We start from the raw sequence: 17764 nt of genomic DNA on the forward strand, positions 1-17764 counted from the left end.
ACACGCCGCCTGTTCCTTTACTGCTAGTTCGCCGCCGGATAATTCAGGGGCAAATTAGTTCCCAGAATCAGCCTGCGCTGATGATCCGGTTCAAAATACAACTGTTCCATGAACATGCTCTGGTGTCCCCAGGAATACAGGTTAACCGGCAGCCCGGGCTGCACGTTCTTCATATATTTATTGAGGAGCTGGCCATAGGACACGGTTACAACACCGATGTTTGTGGCGTTTTCAGTCCACACCTTGTTGTACTCCGCCATTAACTGGCGCTGTTTGGCTGCATCGGTTTCCGTAGCAAATGCTGTGGTAATCCTGTTGAGCTCTGTTTCGAAAGGCATGGCATCGCCTGAGGTCTTAATCTTATAGTGATTGTACATCATGTTGTCATCAGTAGGACTAAGCTGGGCGGGGAAAGCATTGGGTACAAGCTGGGGAGAATCGTAGCGGTAGGATTTCATATCCCACTTGCCGTTCAATTCCGTTTCGCTGATGGCAGTCCCGGTAAGGACTTTCATGGTCAGCTTGATACCGATAGCCTGGAACATGGGAATTGCCGCCTGGGCAATATCAATCTCGTTCCCCAGATCCTGCTGGGCAAGAAGCTGGATTTCGATAGTCTTTCCGGCCAGGGGGCCTTCGGGATACCCGAGATAGCCTTCGCTGTTGGTCTTTAAGCCAAGGCTCGCAAGAATGGCCTTGGCGGTTTCCACATTGTAGGGCAGATACACTACAGATTCCCGGGTGTAAAGGGGGCTGGCCGGCAAAAGGCCGCCGCCCCATGCGCGGTAGAAGGGACCGGCGGCCAGGGACGCCGCAATACCGTCACGGTCAAGGGCCATGGTCAGAGCCTGGCGGAAGCGGATATCCCGGAACAATGCCCGGTTAGCCTTGTCCTGATCGGTAGATACGCCGAATTTGGTGTCGTAGTTGAATTCCATACCATAGGCGTGACTGTCGCCCTGCCAGTCTACGCGGAAAGGAGCGTTGGGATCGGCAGCGCTGCGGGCCACGTCGTCATAGCTTTCACCGACATTTGAAAGGTCGCAGGTGCCGGCCATGGTATTCATGGTCCGCGCCAGGGAATTAGTAGCATAGGTAAAGTGTACTTCATCTATATAGGGAAGCTGGCGTCCATCGGAGTCGACCTTCCAATAATAGGGATTCCGCTTGAACACCAGGAGTTCGTCAGTCCGGTATTCCGTAGGAACCCAGGGGCCAAGTACGGGAACGGGAAGCGCTGTGGGCTTTCCTGCGCTGCGGAATGAGCTGTAGGTAGCGTTGCTGTTGTACTTGGGATGATGGGGTTTATAGTAATGGGCAGGCGCAACATAGAACCTGTCGTCCGCCATTGCCCAGAGCAGATATACCGGGAAGGGTTCGGCGAAGGTCCATTTGATCTGATAGTCGTTTACCTTTTCCAGCTTGGTGGGCTTTCCGCCTACTGCCCAGGTTCCGGGGCTTGACCGGCCGGCTACGTTGGGATCATTGATATTATCTTCCCAAGTATACATTACGTCATCGGCAGTAAAAGGCTGTCCATCGGACCATTTGGCGCCTTTGATCAGGTCCATGGTCAGGGTAAGGCCGTCACTGGACCAGGTCCAACCGGTGGCCAGTGCCGGGAAGGGCTCGTTGGCATCGCTCCGCAAATATGCAGGACCGGATGAAAGCAGACACTGGGATACAATCGCTTCGATACCGAACCAACCGTTTACCGCACCGGCGCCGAAGTTCCATCCTTCGATGGGTACTGCAAATACATTGGCAAACACGCCGCCGTAGGGGCCGGGGCCGTCAGCCATAAAACTGGTTTTAATAACCTGAGGCGTTTCGGGAAGCCGCTGATTGACCGGCGGGAGCTTTCCCTGATTCACCTGGGCGGTTACATAATCGGGTTCCGAATACTTGGGCAGACTCCTGTATTCAATTACCTGATCCAGAGCGTACCGTTTGATTTTCGCGGAACTGTCCAGAGGACTGGGGTTTACCGGATAGGGAATAGGAGTTACCACGACGCTGCCGCCGCTTTCGCTCCCTCCGGTACTTTTAGACTTGCCGCCACACGCGGTAACCGTCATAATCAATGCGGCTGCCACCATTAGCGGAATTAAGACCTTCTTCATCATTTTTTCCTCCAAAATATATTTACCACGCCATACGGCATGGTTTAATGCTCATAGTAACAGGCTGCAAAATGACCGGGGCTCACTTCCCGCAAGGGAGGTAAGCCCTTGTCGCAGTCCGGCCCTTTGCGATCGCAGCGGGGTTTAAAAGCGCATTCGGTCAATTCTTCTGTGGGACTCGGAACCATGCCGGGTATGGGGATGAGCTTTTTCTGCTTTTTCTGGCCCAGAACCGGCACAGAATTAAGAAGCCCCCGGGTATAGGGGTGCAGGGGATTCTCGAAAAGTTCATGGGTAGGCGCCTGTTCCACGATCTTTCCCAGATACATTACCGCCGTATCGTCGGCGATGTCCGAAATGACCCCCAGGTTGTGGGTGATCATAATAATAGAAGAATCGAAACTTTCCTGGAGCTGGGCCATAAGATCCAGGATCTGGGCCTGCACCGTTACGTCCAGGGCGGTGGTGGGCTCATCGGCAATTAAAATAGAAGGATTGCAGGACATGGCCAGGGCAATCATGACCCTCTGGCGCATACCCCCGGAAAGCTGGTGAGGGTACTGCTTGATCCGGGTTTCGGGGGCGCTCAGATGAACTTTGTGAAGCATATCCAGAGCAACCCCAAGGGCGTCCTTCTTGGAGAGCCGCTGGTGGAGCATAACACTTTCCGCTATCTGGTCCCCGATATTATAGATGGGGTTAAGGGAAGTCATGGGTTCCTGGAAGATCATGGCGATCTCGGCACCCCGGATGCTCCGCATGGCCGGCCCTTTGGCGCTTAACTGAGCAATATCCACCACATCGCCATCGCGGCGCCGCAGATTGATGCTGCCTCCAGTGATCTTCCCCGGAGGGGACTGGATCAGCCGCATAATGGCCATGGCGGTGATGCTCTTTCCGCAACCCGACTCGCCGACTATACCCAGGGTCCTTTTCCGGTTCAGGGAAAAAGAAACACCCTCAACGGCCCGTACGGTTACCTGCTCTAATTCAAAGTGGACATGCAGATCTTTTACTTCAAGAATAGCGGAATCATTCATGCCCCCAACTCCGGTAATTTCATATATATGATAGCGTACTATGGATCTTGCAAATGCAAAATATGCTATTTGTGCTTTTTATAGCACTATTGTACTTTTTCGTTTTTTTTTGTACATTTATCCTAATTATGGAATTGGACTTTTCTAGCCTGCCCCTTATCCGGAAAAATTCCCGGTATTCAAACCGGAAATTTCCCCTCCATACTCTGACCAGCCTTTCGGGGCACAGTAGAGAAACCGATACCAGCTATTACAATGACTGCAGACGCCGGGGTATTTCCTATTATATGGTTTTGCAATACACCTTATCAGGCCGGGGGCGTATTGACCTGAAGGATCGCAGCAGGGATCTTCTCCCGGGCTCCCTGATGGTCCTCTCGGTTCCCGGAGAGCAGGTTTATTATCTTCCGGAAGATTCTGAATACTGGGAATTCGTTTTCCTGGTGCTGGTAGGCCGGGACGCAAGCCGAACCATCAAGGCGGTGGAAAGCAGCCGGGGGAATATCCTGGACTCTGCCGGAATCCCCAGGACCATGGAGCTCTGTTACAGGCTAATCCAGGACCTTTTTGCCGGGAAAATTGCAAACCCCTTCGACAATTCTTCCCGGAGCTACGAACTCTGCATGGCCCTGATGGAAGAAACCGGTAACACCAAGGATATACAGGATATCCGCAGCATCCGGGAAAAACAGTCCTTTGAGGATCTCCTGGTACTCATGCAGGATAATCTCTACCGGGACATCCCGGTGGAAGAAATGGCCGCCGCCGCGAATCTTTCCCGTTCCCATTTTACCCGGCTCTTTGCCCGGGCAACCGGAAAGAGCCCCCGGCAGTATCTGGAGGAACTGCGGCTAAAAACCGCCCTGGATATGCTTTGCAGCGAAAATTTCAATATAAAAGAAACAGCCGCCCAGGTGGGCATCCGGGACGTGAACTACTTCTGCAGGCTTTTCAAAAAACGTTTTGGAATTAGTCCCGGTGTATACCGAAACCGTTCCTATTGGGAACGCTAGGGCTACATAATCTCCAAAAATGGTATACACACCAGATTCAGCGCGTCCCTCAGCACCCGGAGCACTCCCCGGCTCAGGGCCAGGCGGGCCTCGGCGAGAGCCGGATTTTCCGTGTTCAATATGGGGCAGTCGTGGTAAAAACGGCTGAATGTCCGGGACACTTCGTAGAGATAGGCCGCAAGGAAAGAGGGATCCATACCGACTGCGGCGGCAGCCACCGCATCGTTATAGCCCCCAAGTACTTTGATCAGTTCCCACTCGGCGTCGCTTGTAAGGAGTGAAAAGTCAGCTTCCCCTGCCTTGCCTGAAGAATTTTTCGCGGCAGAATCCTCAGCCTTTCTCAATAATGAAGAAATCCGGGCGCCCATGTACTGGAGATAGGGGCCGGTGTTGCCGTTGAAGGAAAGGGATTCTTTGGGATCAAAGAGCATATCCTTTGCAGGGGACACCTGGAGCAGAAAATAATGAAGCGCCCCAAGGGCGATTTTTTCCGCCACTTCAGAGGCCTCCCCTACGGCATCCTCCCTGTCCTTGCTGCGTATCTCCGTGAGGGCCATTTCTTTGAGGCTGTCGATGAGGTCGTCGGCGTCCACCACAGTGCCCTCGCGGCTCTTCATCTTCCCTTCGGGGAGATTCACCATGCCGTAGGAAAGGTGGTAGAGGTTTTTTGCCCAGACAAAGCCAAGCTTGTCCAGAATGGTAAAGAGTACCTTGAAATGGTACTGCTGTTCGGAACCCACCACAAAGACGAGGCGGTCAAAAGGCCAGTCCTTGTGCCTGTAAATGGCAGTCCCGATATCCTGGGTTATATAAATGGAAGTGCCGTCTTTGCGGAGCAGCACCTTCTTGTCGAGTTTTTCTGCGGTAAGATCCACCTGCACCGAGCCGTCCTCTTCGCGGTAGAAGATGCCCTTTTCGAGGCCTTTGAGAATTTCGTCCTTACCCAAAAGATAGGTTTGGCTTTCGTAGTAATACTGATCAAAGGAAACGCCCGTGCGTTCGTAGGTCTGCTTCATGCCGTTCACGGTCCAGGCGTTCATCTTCTTCCAGAGCTCTACGGTTTCAGGGTCCCCGGCTTCCCATTTGCGGAGCATATCCTGAGCCCGCTCTTCGGCGCCTTTATCTTCCTGGCTCATCTTGTGAAATTTAACATACCAGTCGCCCACAAAGTGGTCACTCTTCAGATGTTCCGACTCGGGGGTCTTGCCTTCACCGAATTCCTTGTAAGCCAACATGGATTTGCAGATATGGACGCCCCTGTCGTTGATGATGCAGACCTTCCGTACCTCGGCCCCGCAGGCCGCCAGAATGCGGGAAACGCTTTCGCCCAGCACATCATTCCTGAGGTGCCCCAGATGAAGGGGCTTATTGGTATTGGGACTTGAAAATTCCACCATGATGCGCTGCCCGGAAAGATTTCCGGGCCTGCCATAGGGACTCTTTTCTGCCAGAACTTCGGGCAGTATGGCGGCGGCTGTCCCTGCCCTGTCCAGCCTGACATTCACATAAGGCCCCTCAGCAGTAAAACTACTGCCCGCTTGTGCGGTAAGTTTTTCGCACACCATTGCTGCGATCTGGGGCGGTCCTTTGCGGAGGCGTTTGGCATAGCCGAACATGGGGAAGCCTAAATCGCCCATTTCGGGCCTGGGGGGGATTTCCGTCACAATGTCGGCGGGTTTTACATCTTCATCCTGCCCTGCATCGTGCAGGAGGGCGTTTACTGCCCCGGCAATGCGGATCTTCCAGGGTTCTTTATAATCGTGCATATCAATTCCTTAAGCAAAAAATTTATTCGTGAGCCGGTTCTCGTATTAAAAATACCCCAACAAGGCTGCCATGCGGGTAAACACGGTGCCCTCTTTCCTGAACGATCCCAGCCTATCATCAGTAAAAGTGCAATTACCGCAAACTGAAATATCCCTCAGGCCTGCCCTGGAGAGAAGCGCGGCATTTGCCGCCTGCAAATCAATGAAAAACTCTTTCCCTGTTTCTCCATTTTTCTCAATTGCTACAGGGCCCAATAAACTCTCGCCGCCGAATTCAGCAGAAAAGGTTTTAGCCCTTTCCTCATCTACCTTATAGCAGCAGGGCTTTATACAGGGACCAAGCACAGCAGCAACAGCCTCGGGTTTGGACCCCCAGTGTTCCTTCATAAGTTCCAGTGCCTTGATTGCAATGCCCGTGCCTTTCCACCCTGAATGGAGGAGGCTCATGGCGCCGCTTCCGGCATCATAAAGGAACACAGGCAGGCAGTCCGCAACAGTTACAGAAAGGGTAATATCCCTGTCCTTGCAGATCATCCCATCGGCTTCAATGCCAAAAGGCATGCTCCCCTTTTCAGCCAAAACCACATCCCGGGAGTGTACCTGCTTCAGGGCCAGGACCCGGGCGGGGTTTAGCCCAAGGCTGCGGAACAGGGCCAGCCTTGCAGGGTTTTCACTATCGCCGGGAGAATATACCATATTTCCTGCTTTTCGTGAAGAAAGCGCGCAGCTTATCCCTTCTATCTTTTGCCCATCAGCCATGAAAGGAAAACGGGCGACAGGGAGCTTCCCTGCACCAGCTTCAGAAAATTCAAGGTCGAAATGATAGATATTGGCAGGCATCAGCGGCCTGCCTCCATGGCGTCTATGTCATCAAGGATCTGAATAACCATCTGAAATTTCTGCAATGATTCGCTGAGCCCTTTTGCAAATTCAGGGCCCTTGCCCGAAAGCTTATCCATGTTGGAAATGGCGTCATATTTCCCCTGGCTGTCCTTATTAACAATGCCATTGAGTATGTTGATCATGGATCGGGATGCCCGCCTCGCGGAGTCAACAATAGTAACGGCTTCCGAAGAAGCCTCCTCGATGACAATCTGAATCTTGCGCCGCCTGACAGGCAGGGAAGACATGTCCTGCTTCATCTGGGAATACCGTTTGCCAAAATCACCAGAAGGGGAAATTTCCATTTCGAATTTGCGTATGTCATCTTCGAGCTTGATGATCTCGTTATAGCTTTCGGTGAACTCGGTGCGGTTTTCCTTGCGGCGGAATTCCGCATCAATAAGTATGGGCCGCAGGAATTTGTTGATCTCGGCCATGAACACCACAGAATAAAAGGTGAGAAGGAAGGAGAGCGAAAAAGCGCCCTTGATGGGCAATCCATCGGGGTTGGCGTCCGACACGGTGTTCCCCAGGATCTTGAGGTTAGTGCCTTTCAAAAAATAGCGGAAGGAATTGAGCAGCTCCCGGTGCCTGCGGTCTCTCATGTAATCCGCAAAAATGGCCTCGATGTGGCGCTTCCAGTATTCGCGGTATACAACAAACCAGTCCTCGCCGCCGGAAATCTCCCTGGGGCTAACGGCTATGTTCCGGCTGGAACAGCGGAGTATTTTGGTTAGGGGAACCTGCTTGTTGAATTCCCGTATCACCGCCAGGGCTTCCTCTGCCCTTGCAAGAAGCGCCCGTATCTCCTTATTGATGTCGAAGCCCGGCTCCCCTGTCTTTTCCTGGAGGAGGAAGATGAAAAGTGATTCCAAAAGGGGCATGGGCGGAATGTGTTTAAGGGAGAGGAGTATGTTATTAAGATTGATGAGGAGCTCCCTCACCACGCTGGCAGAACAGCTATGCCCGTCCACTGCAGCGTCAAAGCCGAAGGCCATGATAACCCGATCAAAAAGAAAGGATGCAAGCTCCTTAAGGCAGAAAAGGGATCGGGCATCAAAGTACATGGCACCCTTCATGTCATCGGTAACCCCTTCAAAGGCAGCATCCATAGCCTTAAATGCCATCTGCCTGATTTCAAGCTCCTTGGCGTCGGGGTACTGTTCCCCCAGCTTATTGGGATCAGTTTCATTCTGAAGCTTCTTGTGCACAGATACCATTTCCAGGGAACCCAGGAACCCGTAAAAAGCCCCTTTGTCCCGGTTAAAGCCCGCATCCAAAGCGGTGTAAAAAAACCGCGCCGCTTCTTTAAGGCTTTCCATCTGGCTGTAAAAAGCAGGCAACAGCCTGGCCCTCTGGAAATCGTAAAGCCCCGGGGACATTTCCTCGATCTGCCTCCCGATATCAGCTACCTGCTTGTCTTCATAAAGCTTGACAGCGGGCACAGCCTTGATCAGGCTCAGGATAAAGTACCAAAGACGGAAATACCAGGGCAGCTTGACGTAGCGCTCTTCGCTCGCCAGAGTAGGCCCTTGATCGATATCTTCAATATAAAGAGGTTCCGGAGAAATATTAGACTGGCTCTTGAGTTTTTCCAGAAGGTTCTGCCTTTCATCCACCGAAAGACTCGACACCAGCTGGGTAAAATTCCCGCTTTCTGCCATTTAACTATTATTGACAAAAACAGCAAAAAATACTATAGTCATTTTGCATCATTTTTATCCGAGGACCATGCCGATAACAATACCCAGAATTCCGGGGGCCCTTATTCAGTCCTTGCACGTGACTTTGCTGCCGGAAGAGGCAATATAGTCGTCAATATCCTGTATGATGTATTGCTCTCCTGTGGTGTGTAAAGCTCCTGCGCAGTCAATGATATAATCAAGAACACCGTATTTATCAAAAAGGGAAATAACCTGTTTGCCCGTGTATTGTTTCGCAAATTTATAGGATTCAATGCAATAGGCTAAAAAATTGGTAGTATCCTGCAAAACCTTCGGTTTTTCTTCCAATTGAAAGTCATAAGGTGTATGCATATTATAATTCCTCCGGGTACTGTATAACACCGCAGTTAAGCTCCTGTTCCAGTAACGAATAAAGTGTTTCGGCGCTTAAATGCCATAATTTGCTTTCCTCGTTTTCCAACATTTCATAAAGACTTGAATTATAAAGTACATCCGCAGCCTCTTTACTACCTATACTCCGCTTTTCCATTAATTGCTGCAAAACAGCCGGAACTATGATGGCTAATAACGCGCTCAATTTTTCCTGGCTCATTTTTGCTCTTCCTTTCCGGGGTCAAATGCGCTCATAAAATCCAAAAACCCCAAGGCTTTGTCTGTGGTAAACGTGAATTGCATATAGAGTTTTTTTATTTTCAGGGCATCCAGGGTTTGACTTTTATTGAGTATATTCCTTTCATAATCTAGATTGTATATACTGACATATTGAGAATCTGATTTTGTCCGTATCATCACCTTTCCGGCAAAATCCATAGCTTGGAATCTGTTACTTGTAGTATAAAAACCTGGGCCGAAATCCAGTGATCTAAGGGAACTTATGAGCCTTGGTTTTTTAACAATTAAATTACTGCCATGATAGAGCGTCATATTTTTGCCATCTGGTTGATTATAACCCAGAGATTGTAGGGCTTCAAGACAAAAAGGCCGGGAAAAGGCAAAAAACGGCTTTACCCCTAAAGAGCCCATCCCCCGAAAGCGACACATAAAACCGAAACATAGACCAACGGCGGGCGTCTATAAACATCAGTGTTCAGGGCATACCGTACTTGACAATTTTTCGCCCGTTTTATAAGATTTTGACTGTAGTAGCTTGTTATAAGCCACTTTGAGTGAGAAGCAAGAGTATGTTACTCCCCGGTAGTGTAATGGTAGCACCGCAGTCTCTGGAACTGCTCGTGGAGGTTCGAATCCTCCCTGGGGAAAGTTTTTTTGCTTCATCAGCCCTCTAAGGCAGTACTCCCGATGGAACGGGGAGATTGACAAAGATCCGGTTTCTTCTATAATTATGATGTATAAAATTTCTCTGCCGTCATAAGTGAGGCCCCTTCGTCTAACGGTTAGGACAAAAGATTCTCAATCTTTAAACAGGAGTTCGATTCTCCTAGGGGCTATTCTGACTGATTGGCATTCAGTTCCGCTATTTATTGCTGTGAACCTGGCAGGGAAGCCGGCCAGGGAGCAAAAAGCAGCCAGGCCCTTATTGGACAATTTCGGGAGTCCCGTAATTGCCGTTGATAATCCCACCGGTCTGTATAAGGACCCCGCCGTATTTGGATACATACACACCGCTCCCGCAGTTGTCGGGCGCAGTGTTTTCGGTGATGAGCCCATCGCGCATAAAGAATGTGGAGTTGCCGCTTACACGCACGCCCCCGCCGTAGCTGGTTGTACGGTTGCCCTTAATGGTCCCGCCGAGCATGAAAAAAGTTCCATGCCCATTGATCTGCACGCCGCCGCCTTCGCCGGTGCTGCCGTCGGGCCCGTTTTCGGTGATGAGTCCCGAATCAGACAAAGTGAAAAAGCAGCCGTTGTCAATGTATACCGCCGGGCCGGATCCGCCTTTGATAGTCCCGCCCCTCATATCGAAGCTGCTGTGTTTGCTCTCCTTGTCCTCAAAAATAAAAACACCGGACCCGAGTTCGGCAGTGCTATCGCTGATAGTCCCCCCGGTCATGGTAAGGTGCGATTTTTCGAGGTAAACGCCGCCGCCATACATCTCGTTATGGGTCTTGGAATTGCCCCTGGTCAGGGTAAGCCCGTCGGCAATGGTCACATTGTTGCTTTCCACATAGAGGACCCGGACCTGGTTTTCCCCGTCCAGAACCCCTCCGGAACCACCGCCCCTGAGGACTATCGGCGGATATTCATCTTCTCCGGTAATACTCACAAGGCTCTTGTTGGAAAGAACCCCTTCCCCGGCAAGGTTAATGATCCCTTCGATAACGACAACAGCCCTCTTGCCATCCGCAAAGGCGCCGCTTTTATAAGCCGCCCGTATCTGGCTTAACCCCTCTTTAATGGTTTTCGCTTTCCTTGCAGGCGCCCCCGAGGGTTCACCCCAGGGGGTATCGGCCACGAACCATGCGACAGGCATTGCACCATCACCAGGGACAGGATTTTGAAGGGAATCCTCCGCACTCACCGAATATTCACAGGCGGCCAGTATAAAAACCGCCTCCGCCAACAGGACGGTTACAGTTCCCAATAACCAAACCGCCGACCTTTTAGAAAAATGAAAATGCTTCATACGTGTAAGGTAGCGAAATGCCCTTCCAGGCAGAAGCATTTTTATGGATTAAGATCGGAAAAGATGGCGGCTATTAAAAATTTTTATAAGGAACCCAGCAAACTGATAATTTCGTCCTTTAGCTGTTCCCGGCTTACTCCTTTGGGTTCGGGGAAAAAAATCCTGGGGCTTACATTCAGGGCCTGGGCGATCTTTATAAGGGTTAAGACCGAGGGCTGCTTTTTTCCGGTTTCGATGCTGGCAAGGAAACTTTGGGAAAGATGTGCCTTCAGCGACAATTCCAGCTGGGATACCCCCTTTCGGGTTCTGACACCCCTTATCTGTTCAATTACATAGGTTAACTGCTCTCTGCTCGGTTCCATAGGAAAAGAATAATAATCTATAGAGGTATTCATGCCTGCAGGATACACTATATCCGCGCCATCCGTGCTTTTTAGTGCCGCCGGATCGTACGTATCCCGAAATCAAAAAATCTGCTATAATGTATGTAAACAGGGAAAATCCTTCGTGATTTTCCCTCATGCTGATTAGCATTCAGTTCCATCATTTGTGTTCCCGGTAACGCTTGAAATGCCGAGGGCCGATTTTCGAAAAGGACTGAATGAACAACTCCATCCTGAATATTGCCTTTATCGGCAATTATCTGCCCCGCCAGTGCGGTATCGCAACCTTTACCACAAGTCTTTGCGAATCCGTTGCCGCCGCCCACCCGGGGCTTTCCTGTTTTGCCGTGCCTATCACGGATATACCTGAGGGATATGTCTACCCCGACAGGGTGCGGTTCGAAATCGAGGAGAAAAACCTGGAATCCTACAGACGGGCGGCGGATTTCCTCAACAGCAATAACCCGGACATCGTCTGCCTTCAGCATGAATACGGTATTTTCGGCGGCGATGACGGCATCTTCATCCTTTCCCTGATCCGTAAACTCAGAATGCCCATTGTTACCACCCTCCATACCATATTGCAGAGACCCAGCGCCCGGCAGCGAAGAATCCTCACGGAAATCGCGGAACGCTCAAGTTTTGTAGTGGTTATGACCGAGAAGGCGGTGGATCTGATTTCCACAGTCTATAATGTCCCCTTGTCCCGGATTCGGCTTATTCCCCACGGCATCCCCGAAATGCCCTTTATCGATCCCAGCTTTTACAAGGGCCAGTATGAGCTGACAGAAAAAACGGTGCTCCTCACCTTCGGCCTCCTTTCCCCCAACAAGGGGATTGAACAGGTAATCCGGGCCCTTCCGGAGATCATCAAGGTGAAGCCCGAAACGGTCTATATTGTCCTGGGGGCGACCCATCCGGGACTTATCCGCCACGAAGGGGAAGCCTACCGCCTCTCCTTGCAGCAGCTTGCTGCGGAGCTGCACGTGGAAAAGCACGTCCTCTTCCGTAACCGCTTTGTAAGCCCCGAGGAGCTCAAAGAATTCCTCGTCATGGCGGATATCTATATCACGCCCTATCTGTATGAAGAGCAGATCACCTCAGGCACTCTGGCTTATTCCTTCGGCATCGGAAACGCCATCATTTCTACCCCTTATTGGCATGCGGCGGAACTGCTCGCCGATGGCCGGGGCATACTGGTTCCCTTCAGGTCGCCCGAAGCTATTGCGGAAGCGGTGATCCGCCTTGCTTCCAACGATGCGGAACGGAACACCATGCGGAAAAACGCCTTCCTTGCGGGCAGGGAAATGACATGGCCCGTGACTGCCCGGAAATATGTAGAATTATTCCAGGAAGCCCGAATGACCCGCCACTCCGTGACAGGGCAGAATCAGGCTGCCCTCCCGCTGGGGGGCCTCTTTTCGGAGGAGGAACAGAACGAGCTGCCCAAACTGAAGCTGGATCACATCAAACGGCTTACCGACGATACCGGCATGATTCAGCATGCGGTTTATACAGTCCCCAATCACAACGAGGGCTACTGCTCCGACGATAATGCCCGTGCCCTGATCCTGATGGTACTCCTCTCGTCCCAGGCGGAAAAAGTGGACCCCGAGATTGACCGCCTCGCCGGGATATACCTGGGGCTGCTCCAGTATGCCTGGGAGGAAGCATCGGGACGGTTCAGGAATTTCCTTAATTTTGATCGATCCTGGAGGGCGGAAATTGCCTCCGAAGACAGCCACGGCCGGGTGGTCTGGGCCTTGGGAACCTGTTTGGGCAAATACGCCAACCCCGGCTTCCAGGGGGCGGCGGCCCAGCTTTTTGAAAAAGCCCTCCCGGTGGTCAGCCAGTTCAGCTCCCCCCGGGCCTGGGCTTTTACCATCATCGCAATCCATGAATACCTTCAGCGATTTTCTGGGGACCGTCTGGTGGACGGCATCCGGGAGGAACTTTCCAGTCGTCTCTTTGCCCTTTATAAACGAAACGCCGATCCCCAGTGGCCCTGGTTTGAATCGTACCTTACCTACGATAACGCAAAACTTTCCCATGCCCTTATCCTGAGCGGTCATGATACGGAAAACAGGGAAATGCTCGATGCGGGCCTCGGTTCCCTTAAATGGCTCATGGAAACCCAGACAAGTCCCCGGGGGCATTTCCGTCCCGTCGGGAGCGACCGGGTATACAAGAAGGGGGAAGAAATGCCCCTCTTCGATCAGCAGCCCCTGGAAGCCAATTCCGCAGTATCCGCGTGTCTCGAAGCCTACCGTATTACCGGGGACTTCTATTGGCACAAGGAAGCCCAGCGGGCTTTCCGCTGGTATCTTGGGGGGAACGACCTTTCCCTCTTTGTGTTCGATGCCTTGAGCGGAGGCTGCCACGACGGCCTCCATGTGGACAGGCTCAATCAGAACGAGGGGGCCGAATCGACCCTGGCCTTTCACATTGCCCTTTCGGAAATGAAGGAGGCGGATAAAAGCATACTCCTGGAAGATCCCGCCCCCAGCCAAATCAACAAGCTCTCAACACGAATAGGAGGCGAAGTATGATTGCCCTTAAGCGGCTTGCCGCGCCGGTGCTTGAACCGGATTACACCCGGCTGGTGATACGATCCTTTGTCCCCCTGGAAAAACGCATCCTGGCCATTACCGCCAGGGTTTCCGCCCTGTCGGAAGAAGAAATCAGGAAAGAACTTGGGGAGCTTATCAATGAATTCAGCGAGGATCACGGCGACCTCGAGACCCGCTTTAAGGAACACTATGCCCAGGCCGCAGCCCTCATGGGAACAGGGAACGAGCCCCTTTCGTCCCCGGAAGGCCGGCTTCTGGCAGGGGCCTATTTTACCTCCGAATACGCCTTTGAGGCCACGGCCCTCTTTAACCCGTCCATAGTCGAGGCGCCGAATCAGGAGCATGTCCCACCGGGGGCGCTCCGTTTTATCATGAGCACCCGTTCCGTCGGGGAAGGCCATATTTCGTCGGTTTCATTCAGGTCGGGTATTATTGATAAGGACGGAGGGGTCAGCATTGATTCAGTGGTACGCACCGCGATTCAGGGAAGACAACCCGCCCAAAACGGCGTACCGGAAAAGCACGACGCCGCCCTGCTGCCGGCGAACATGGCTTATGAAATAGCTTTTGACGAAACCAGCCATATCTCCGAGCGGCTTCTGTTTCCCGCCTCCCTGGACGAACAGAATGGCATTGAGGACGCCCGCTTTGTCCGGTTTCGGGACGAGGACGGGAGCGTCCGTTATTACGCCACCTATACGGCCTACGACGGAAGAAACATTATGCCCAAACTGATCGAAACCGATGATTTCCTTCATTTTAAAATGCTGCCCCTGGGGGGGGCCATGGTCCGGAATAAGGGGATGGCCCTTTTCCCCCGGAAAATCAACGGCCGCTATGTCATGCTGGGCCGGATAGACGGGGAAAGCCTCTTTACCATGCATTCGGCGGATCTTCAAGTCTGGAACGAAGGGACAAAAATTGCTTCTCCCCTTTTCCCCTGGGAATTCATGCAGATAGGCAACTGCGGTTCCCCCCTGGAACTGGATGAGGGCTGGCTGGTCTTGACCCACGGGGTAGGTTCCCTCAGAAGGTATTCCATCGGGGCCCTGCTGCTGGACAAGGAAGATCCCACCAAGGTAATCGGGCGGCTTTCGGAACCCCTGATTTCCCCAGGGGATCGGGAACGAACCGGCTATGTCCCCAACGTGGTATACACCTGCGGCTTTATCGCCAACAAAGGCCGATTAATAATTCCTTACGGCAGCGCTGACCGGGCCATTGCCTTTATCACCGTGAATTTGGCGGAACTGGTAGGAGAGCTAACGAAGGGATAAAGCATATTACAAACAGGTATACGCCCCATCTACAATCAGATCGCTGCCGTTTGTATAGCCTGAACTGTCAGCGGCGAGGTATATAACCGCGCCTATCAGCTCTTCGGGGTTTCCCATACGGTGGACGGGGATAAGGGGCATCCAGGCATCCTTGAGTTCCTGGGGGGTATCCACGCTCATGGGAGTTGCAATATAGCCTGGACTCAGACTGTTCACCCTGACGCCGTATAAGGCCCACTCCGCAGCCAGCGACCGGGTCAGGTGGATAACCCCAGCTTTGGAGGCATTATACGAAGCCTGCCACTGGGGAACATTCACGATGGAACCGGACATGGAAGCCATGTTAATAATACTGCCTTTAATGCCCTTCTCTATCATAATCCGCCCGGCAGCGCGGGCCACAATGTATTCGCCGGTCAGGTTGATATCAATAACCTGCCGCCAGTCGGCAATGCTCGCCTTCAGGGTATCCTCATGGATACAGATACCCGCATTATTGAAAACAATATCCAGGGACCCTGAGCGGGCAAGGATCTGTTTCAACGCGCTATCCACTGCTGCCTCGTCGGTAACATCTGCCAGAAGGCTGTAGGCTTTTCCTCCCGCTTTTTCGATGAGCCCTACTGTCTCATCGGCGCCTGTCCGGGAGACAATGGCTATCTCTGCCCCTGCTTTTGCAAGGCCGATGGCAACTACCTGCCCTATTCCGCGGCCACCGCCGGTTACAAGCGCTGTCTTGCCTTTAAGTCCGAATAATTCATCCAAAAAACTCATAACAACTCCCTTGGTTCACGTTCACTCCCCATGATAATTAATCAACGTCCGTACCGGCGTCGGGTTTAGCACCTTTTCATAATTAAGGAAGGGCAGGCCCACCACGCCGAAGATTTCGGGCACCTGGGCCCCGCAGGCGGTAAGCAGTTCCCTCGCGGCATTAAGGGTACCCCCGGTGGCTATGAGATCGTCGAGAAGGAGCACCCTGCTGCCCTGCACCACATCATCGCAGTGGATCTCGATTTCAGCTTCGGCGTATTCAAGGGAATACTTTTTTGTCATGACTTTGCCGGGAAGCTTGCCTTTCTTGCGGATGAGGAGGAGGGGTATACCTACATGGGCTGCAAAAGGGGCGGCGAAGAGGAACCCCCGGGCCTCGATGGCAGCTATGGCGTCTATTTTCCTGTCCTGGTAAAGCTCAACCATGGAATCGATGCAGTACCTGAAGGCCCTGGGCTGGGCAAGGATACTGGTAATATCGTAGAAGAGCACCCCTTTTTTGGGGAAATCAGGAACTTTCCTGATATAATCGTCGAGATTCAACTTTTCCATGCTTTGCTCCCGGTGGATTAAAAATTATTCGCAATGATGCTTTCTGCCCAGGCTTTCAAGTCCTTGGCGTTTTCGGCTAAGAGGGGTTTCGGGTTAAGGGCTGCCTCGCAATCTTTGAGAAGCCCGGCGAGGTATTTCACGGCTTTTTCGGAACCCGAAGCAGCCGGGGCAAAAATACCGCAGGTCCGGCCCGCCAGGTTGATGTGCTGGAGCAATTCCGCCAGGTAGCCGAAGGAAGGTGGATTGGGTTTTTCGCAGCCGATGAAAAACGAATCCGCAGGCAAAAGGTCTGTGCCGGTAAAGGCTTCCGCTTTTTTTACCGTTACCTTGTTACCCTTGAGAACGGCGGCTATAGCTTCAGCCATTTTAGAGGCCGATTCAGTCTCATCAGAAACGATGAGTATGGTCTTTGCGGCTTTCACAAGCTAAAGCTTAGCCTCCTTGCAAGAATATGTCAATGTTACTATTATAGATAAAAGCCTTTTGAGGAGTACCTGTGGCCAAAGAAGAAGCGATAGAAGTAGAAGGGGTTGTCAAGGAAGCCCTGCCCAATACCATGTTTAGGGTAGAACTTGATAACCAGAATGGGCATCTCATTTTAGCCCACCTTTCGGGGAAGATGCGCAAACATTACATCCGTATAGTCCCCGGCGACCGGGTCAGGATTGCCTTATCCCCATACGATCTGAGCCGGGGCCGCATCATCTATCGCGAACGCTAAGGGTTCGCCAGGGGCTTGAGCAAAACCCAGGTAGCCCCGCTGCCCCCTGCAGCCGCAGGGCTGTGGCCGCTTTCGCCCGCAAAAGGGCAATTCTCAATAAATTTCCGTGTAAGATCCCTTAATACAGCATCGCTGCCCGGATGGTTCCCCTTTCCGTGGATCACCAGGAGCTTCTCAAAACCCTGCTGCTGGCCGGCGCGAAAAAAAGCGTCCAGGGCGAGCCATGCTTCTTCCTGGGTCATGTTATGCAGATCCAGGGAAGCGTCAGGCTCCTTGCGGAGCAGCCTTCGCCGCCTGTCCTGGGAACTGGGCTGTTTTTCGCCTATTTCAGCATCTTTGTCCGGGATGCCGTTCTTTTCGAGCCAGGCATCCATGATATTTCCAAAATCCATTT

At 52.2% G+C, this 17764-nt stretch carries 18 protein-coding genes and 2 tRNA genes; 6 read left to right on the top strand and 14 right to left on the bottom strand.

What is annotated here, in order from left to right:
• Positions 1-23: 23 nt before the first annotated feature.
• Positions 24-2126, bottom strand: coding sequence for an ABC transporter substrate-binding protein (locus TREAZ_RS11785; RefSeq protein WP_083820296.1), 2103 nt, complete (start codon positions 2124-2126; stop codon positions 24-26).
• Between the two features lie 41 nt (positions 2127-2167).
• Entirely contained in the window at positions 2168-3163 is a 996-nt protein-coding gene (locus TREAZ_RS11790) for an ABC transporter ATP-binding protein (RefSeq protein WP_015712093.1), read from the bottom strand.
• Between the two features lie 134 nt (positions 3164-3297).
• On the opposite strand from TREAZ_RS11790, the gene TREAZ_RS11795 reads away from it, so the two are divergent.
• A complete protein-coding gene (locus TREAZ_RS11795) occupies positions 3298-4176 on the top strand; it encodes an AraC family transcriptional regulator (protein ID WP_169312634.1) in 879 nt (292 codons plus the stop codon).
• A 2-nt stretch (positions 4177-4178) separates the two neighbouring features.
• Here the strand turns inward: TREAZ_RS11795 and argS are convergent, their stop codons facing one another.
• The 6 genes from argS to TREAZ_RS11825 all read right to left on the bottom strand — a co-directional run bounded on the left by argS (position 4179) and on the right by TREAZ_RS11825 (position 9532).
• Positions 4179-5942 (bottom strand): arginine--tRNA ligase, encoded by a 1764-nt coding sequence (gene argS, locus TREAZ_RS11800; protein WP_015712095.1) that lies wholly within the window; start codon positions 5940-5942, stop codon positions 4179-4181.
• Positions 5943-5987: 45 nt separating this feature from the next.
• The gene (locus tag TREAZ_RS11805) at positions 5988-6782 is read right to left on the bottom strand and encodes a purine nucleoside phosphorylase YfiH/LACC1 family protein (RefSeq protein ID WP_015712096.1); all 795 of its coding nucleotides are present in this window, start codon (positions 6780-6782) and stop codon (positions 5988-5990) included.
• Positions 6782-8488: a DUF5312 domain-containing protein gene (locus TREAZ_RS11810; protein ID WP_015712097.1), complete on the bottom strand. Its 1707-nt coding sequence runs from the start codon at positions 8486-8488 to the stop codon at positions 6782-6784. Before TREAZ_RS11810 ends, TREAZ_RS11805 begins: the two co-directional genes overlap by 1 nt.
• 105 nt (positions 8489-8593) lie before the next feature.
• Positions 8594-8836, bottom strand: coding sequence for a DUF3791 domain-containing protein (locus TREAZ_RS11815; protein ID WP_201764769.1), 243 nt, complete (start codon positions 8834-8836; stop codon positions 8594-8596).
• 25 nt (positions 8837-8861) lie between these two features.
• Positions 8862-9101, bottom strand: a complete 240-nt coding sequence (locus tag TREAZ_RS11820; RefSeq protein WP_015712099.1) for a hypothetical protein — start codon at positions 9099-9101, stop codon at positions 8862-8864.
• Positions 9098-9532, bottom strand: coding sequence for a DUF3990 domain-containing protein (locus TREAZ_RS11825; RefSeq protein ID WP_201764770.1), 435 nt, complete (start codon positions 9530-9532; stop codon positions 9098-9100). Before TREAZ_RS11825 ends, TREAZ_RS11820 begins: the two co-directional genes overlap by 4 nt.
• A gap of 165 nt (positions 9533-9697) precedes the next feature.
• Between TREAZ_RS11825 and TREAZ_RS11830 the strand changes: the two genes are divergently transcribed.
• Positions 9698-9768, top strand: a tRNA-Gln gene (locus TREAZ_RS11830).
• 117 nt (positions 9769-9885) lie between these two features.
• Positions 9886-9957, top strand: a tRNA-Glu gene (locus TREAZ_RS11835).
• Positions 9958-10043: 86 nt separating this feature from the next.
• Here the strand turns inward: TREAZ_RS11835 and TREAZ_RS11840 are convergent.
• Complete coding sequence (locus TREAZ_RS11840) at positions 10044-11051, bottom strand: right-handed parallel beta-helix repeat-containing protein (protein ID WP_015712102.1); 1008 nt, start codon at positions 11049-11051, stop codon at positions 10044-10046.
• A gap of 125 nt (positions 11052-11176) precedes the next feature.
• Positions 11177-11455, bottom strand: a complete 279-nt coding sequence (locus tag TREAZ_RS11845) for a helix-turn-helix domain-containing protein (RefSeq protein ID WP_043923487.1) — start codon at positions 11453-11455, stop codon at positions 11177-11179.
• Positions 11456-11694: 239 nt separating this feature from the next.
• Here TREAZ_RS11845 and TREAZ_RS11850 point away from each other — a divergent pair, with 239 nt between their 5' ends.
• Together TREAZ_RS11850 and TREAZ_RS11855 are read left to right on the top strand one after the other, a co-directional pair.
• On the top strand, positions 11695-14025 hold the full coding sequence (locus tag TREAZ_RS11850) for a glycosyltransferase family 4 protein (protein WP_015712104.1): 2331 nt from the start codon (positions 11695-11697) through the stop codon (positions 14023-14025).
• Entirely contained in the window at positions 14022-15323 is a 1302-nt protein-coding gene (locus TREAZ_RS11855) for a glycoside hydrolase family 130 protein (protein WP_015712105.1), read from the top strand. Before TREAZ_RS11850 ends, TREAZ_RS11855 begins: the two co-directional genes overlap by 4 nt.
• A 6-nt stretch (positions 15324-15329) precedes the next feature.
• Here TREAZ_RS11855 and TREAZ_RS11860 read toward each other — a convergent pair whose 3' ends face one another.
• The 3 genes from TREAZ_RS11860 to TREAZ_RS11870 are packed head-to-tail and all read right to left on the bottom strand — an operon-like array spanning position 15330 to position 17071.
• Positions 15330-16097, bottom strand: coding sequence for an SDR family oxidoreductase (locus tag TREAZ_RS11860; RefSeq protein ID WP_015712106.1), 768 nt, complete (start codon positions 16095-16097; stop codon positions 15330-15332).
• A gap of 21 nt (positions 16098-16118) precedes the next feature.
• Complete coding sequence (locus TREAZ_RS11865; RefSeq protein ID WP_015712107.1) at positions 16119-16649, bottom strand: adenine phosphoribosyltransferase; 531 nt, start codon at positions 16647-16649, stop codon at positions 16119-16121.
• Positions 16650-16666: 17 nt separating this feature from the next.
• Positions 16667-17071: a hypothetical protein gene (locus TREAZ_RS11870; protein ID WP_015712108.1), complete on the bottom strand. Its 405-nt coding sequence runs from the start codon at positions 17069-17071 to the stop codon at positions 16667-16669.
• A 74-nt stretch (positions 17072-17145) separates the two neighbouring features.
• Between TREAZ_RS11870 and infA the strand changes: the two genes are divergently transcribed.
• Positions 17146-17370 (top strand): translation initiation factor IF-1, encoded by a 225-nt coding sequence (gene infA, locus TREAZ_RS11875; RefSeq protein WP_015712109.1) that lies wholly within the window; start codon positions 17146-17148, stop codon positions 17368-17370.
• On the opposite strand, the gene TREAZ_RS11880 is transcribed toward infA, so the two are convergent.
• Positions 17367-17762 carry a Smr/MutS family protein gene (locus tag TREAZ_RS11880; protein ID WP_015712110.1) on the bottom strand — a complete coding sequence of 132 codons (396 nt, stop codon included), beginning with the start codon at positions 17760-17762 and terminating at the stop codon, positions 17367-17369. The genes infA and TREAZ_RS11880 overlap by 4 nt on opposite strands.
• Positions 17763-17764: the final 2 nt, after the last annotated feature.

This window comes from Leadbettera azotonutricia ZAS-9 (assembly GCF_000214355.1).
GTDB lineage: Bacteria > Spirochaetota > Spirochaetia > Treponematales > Breznakiellaceae > Leadbettera > Leadbettera azotonutricia.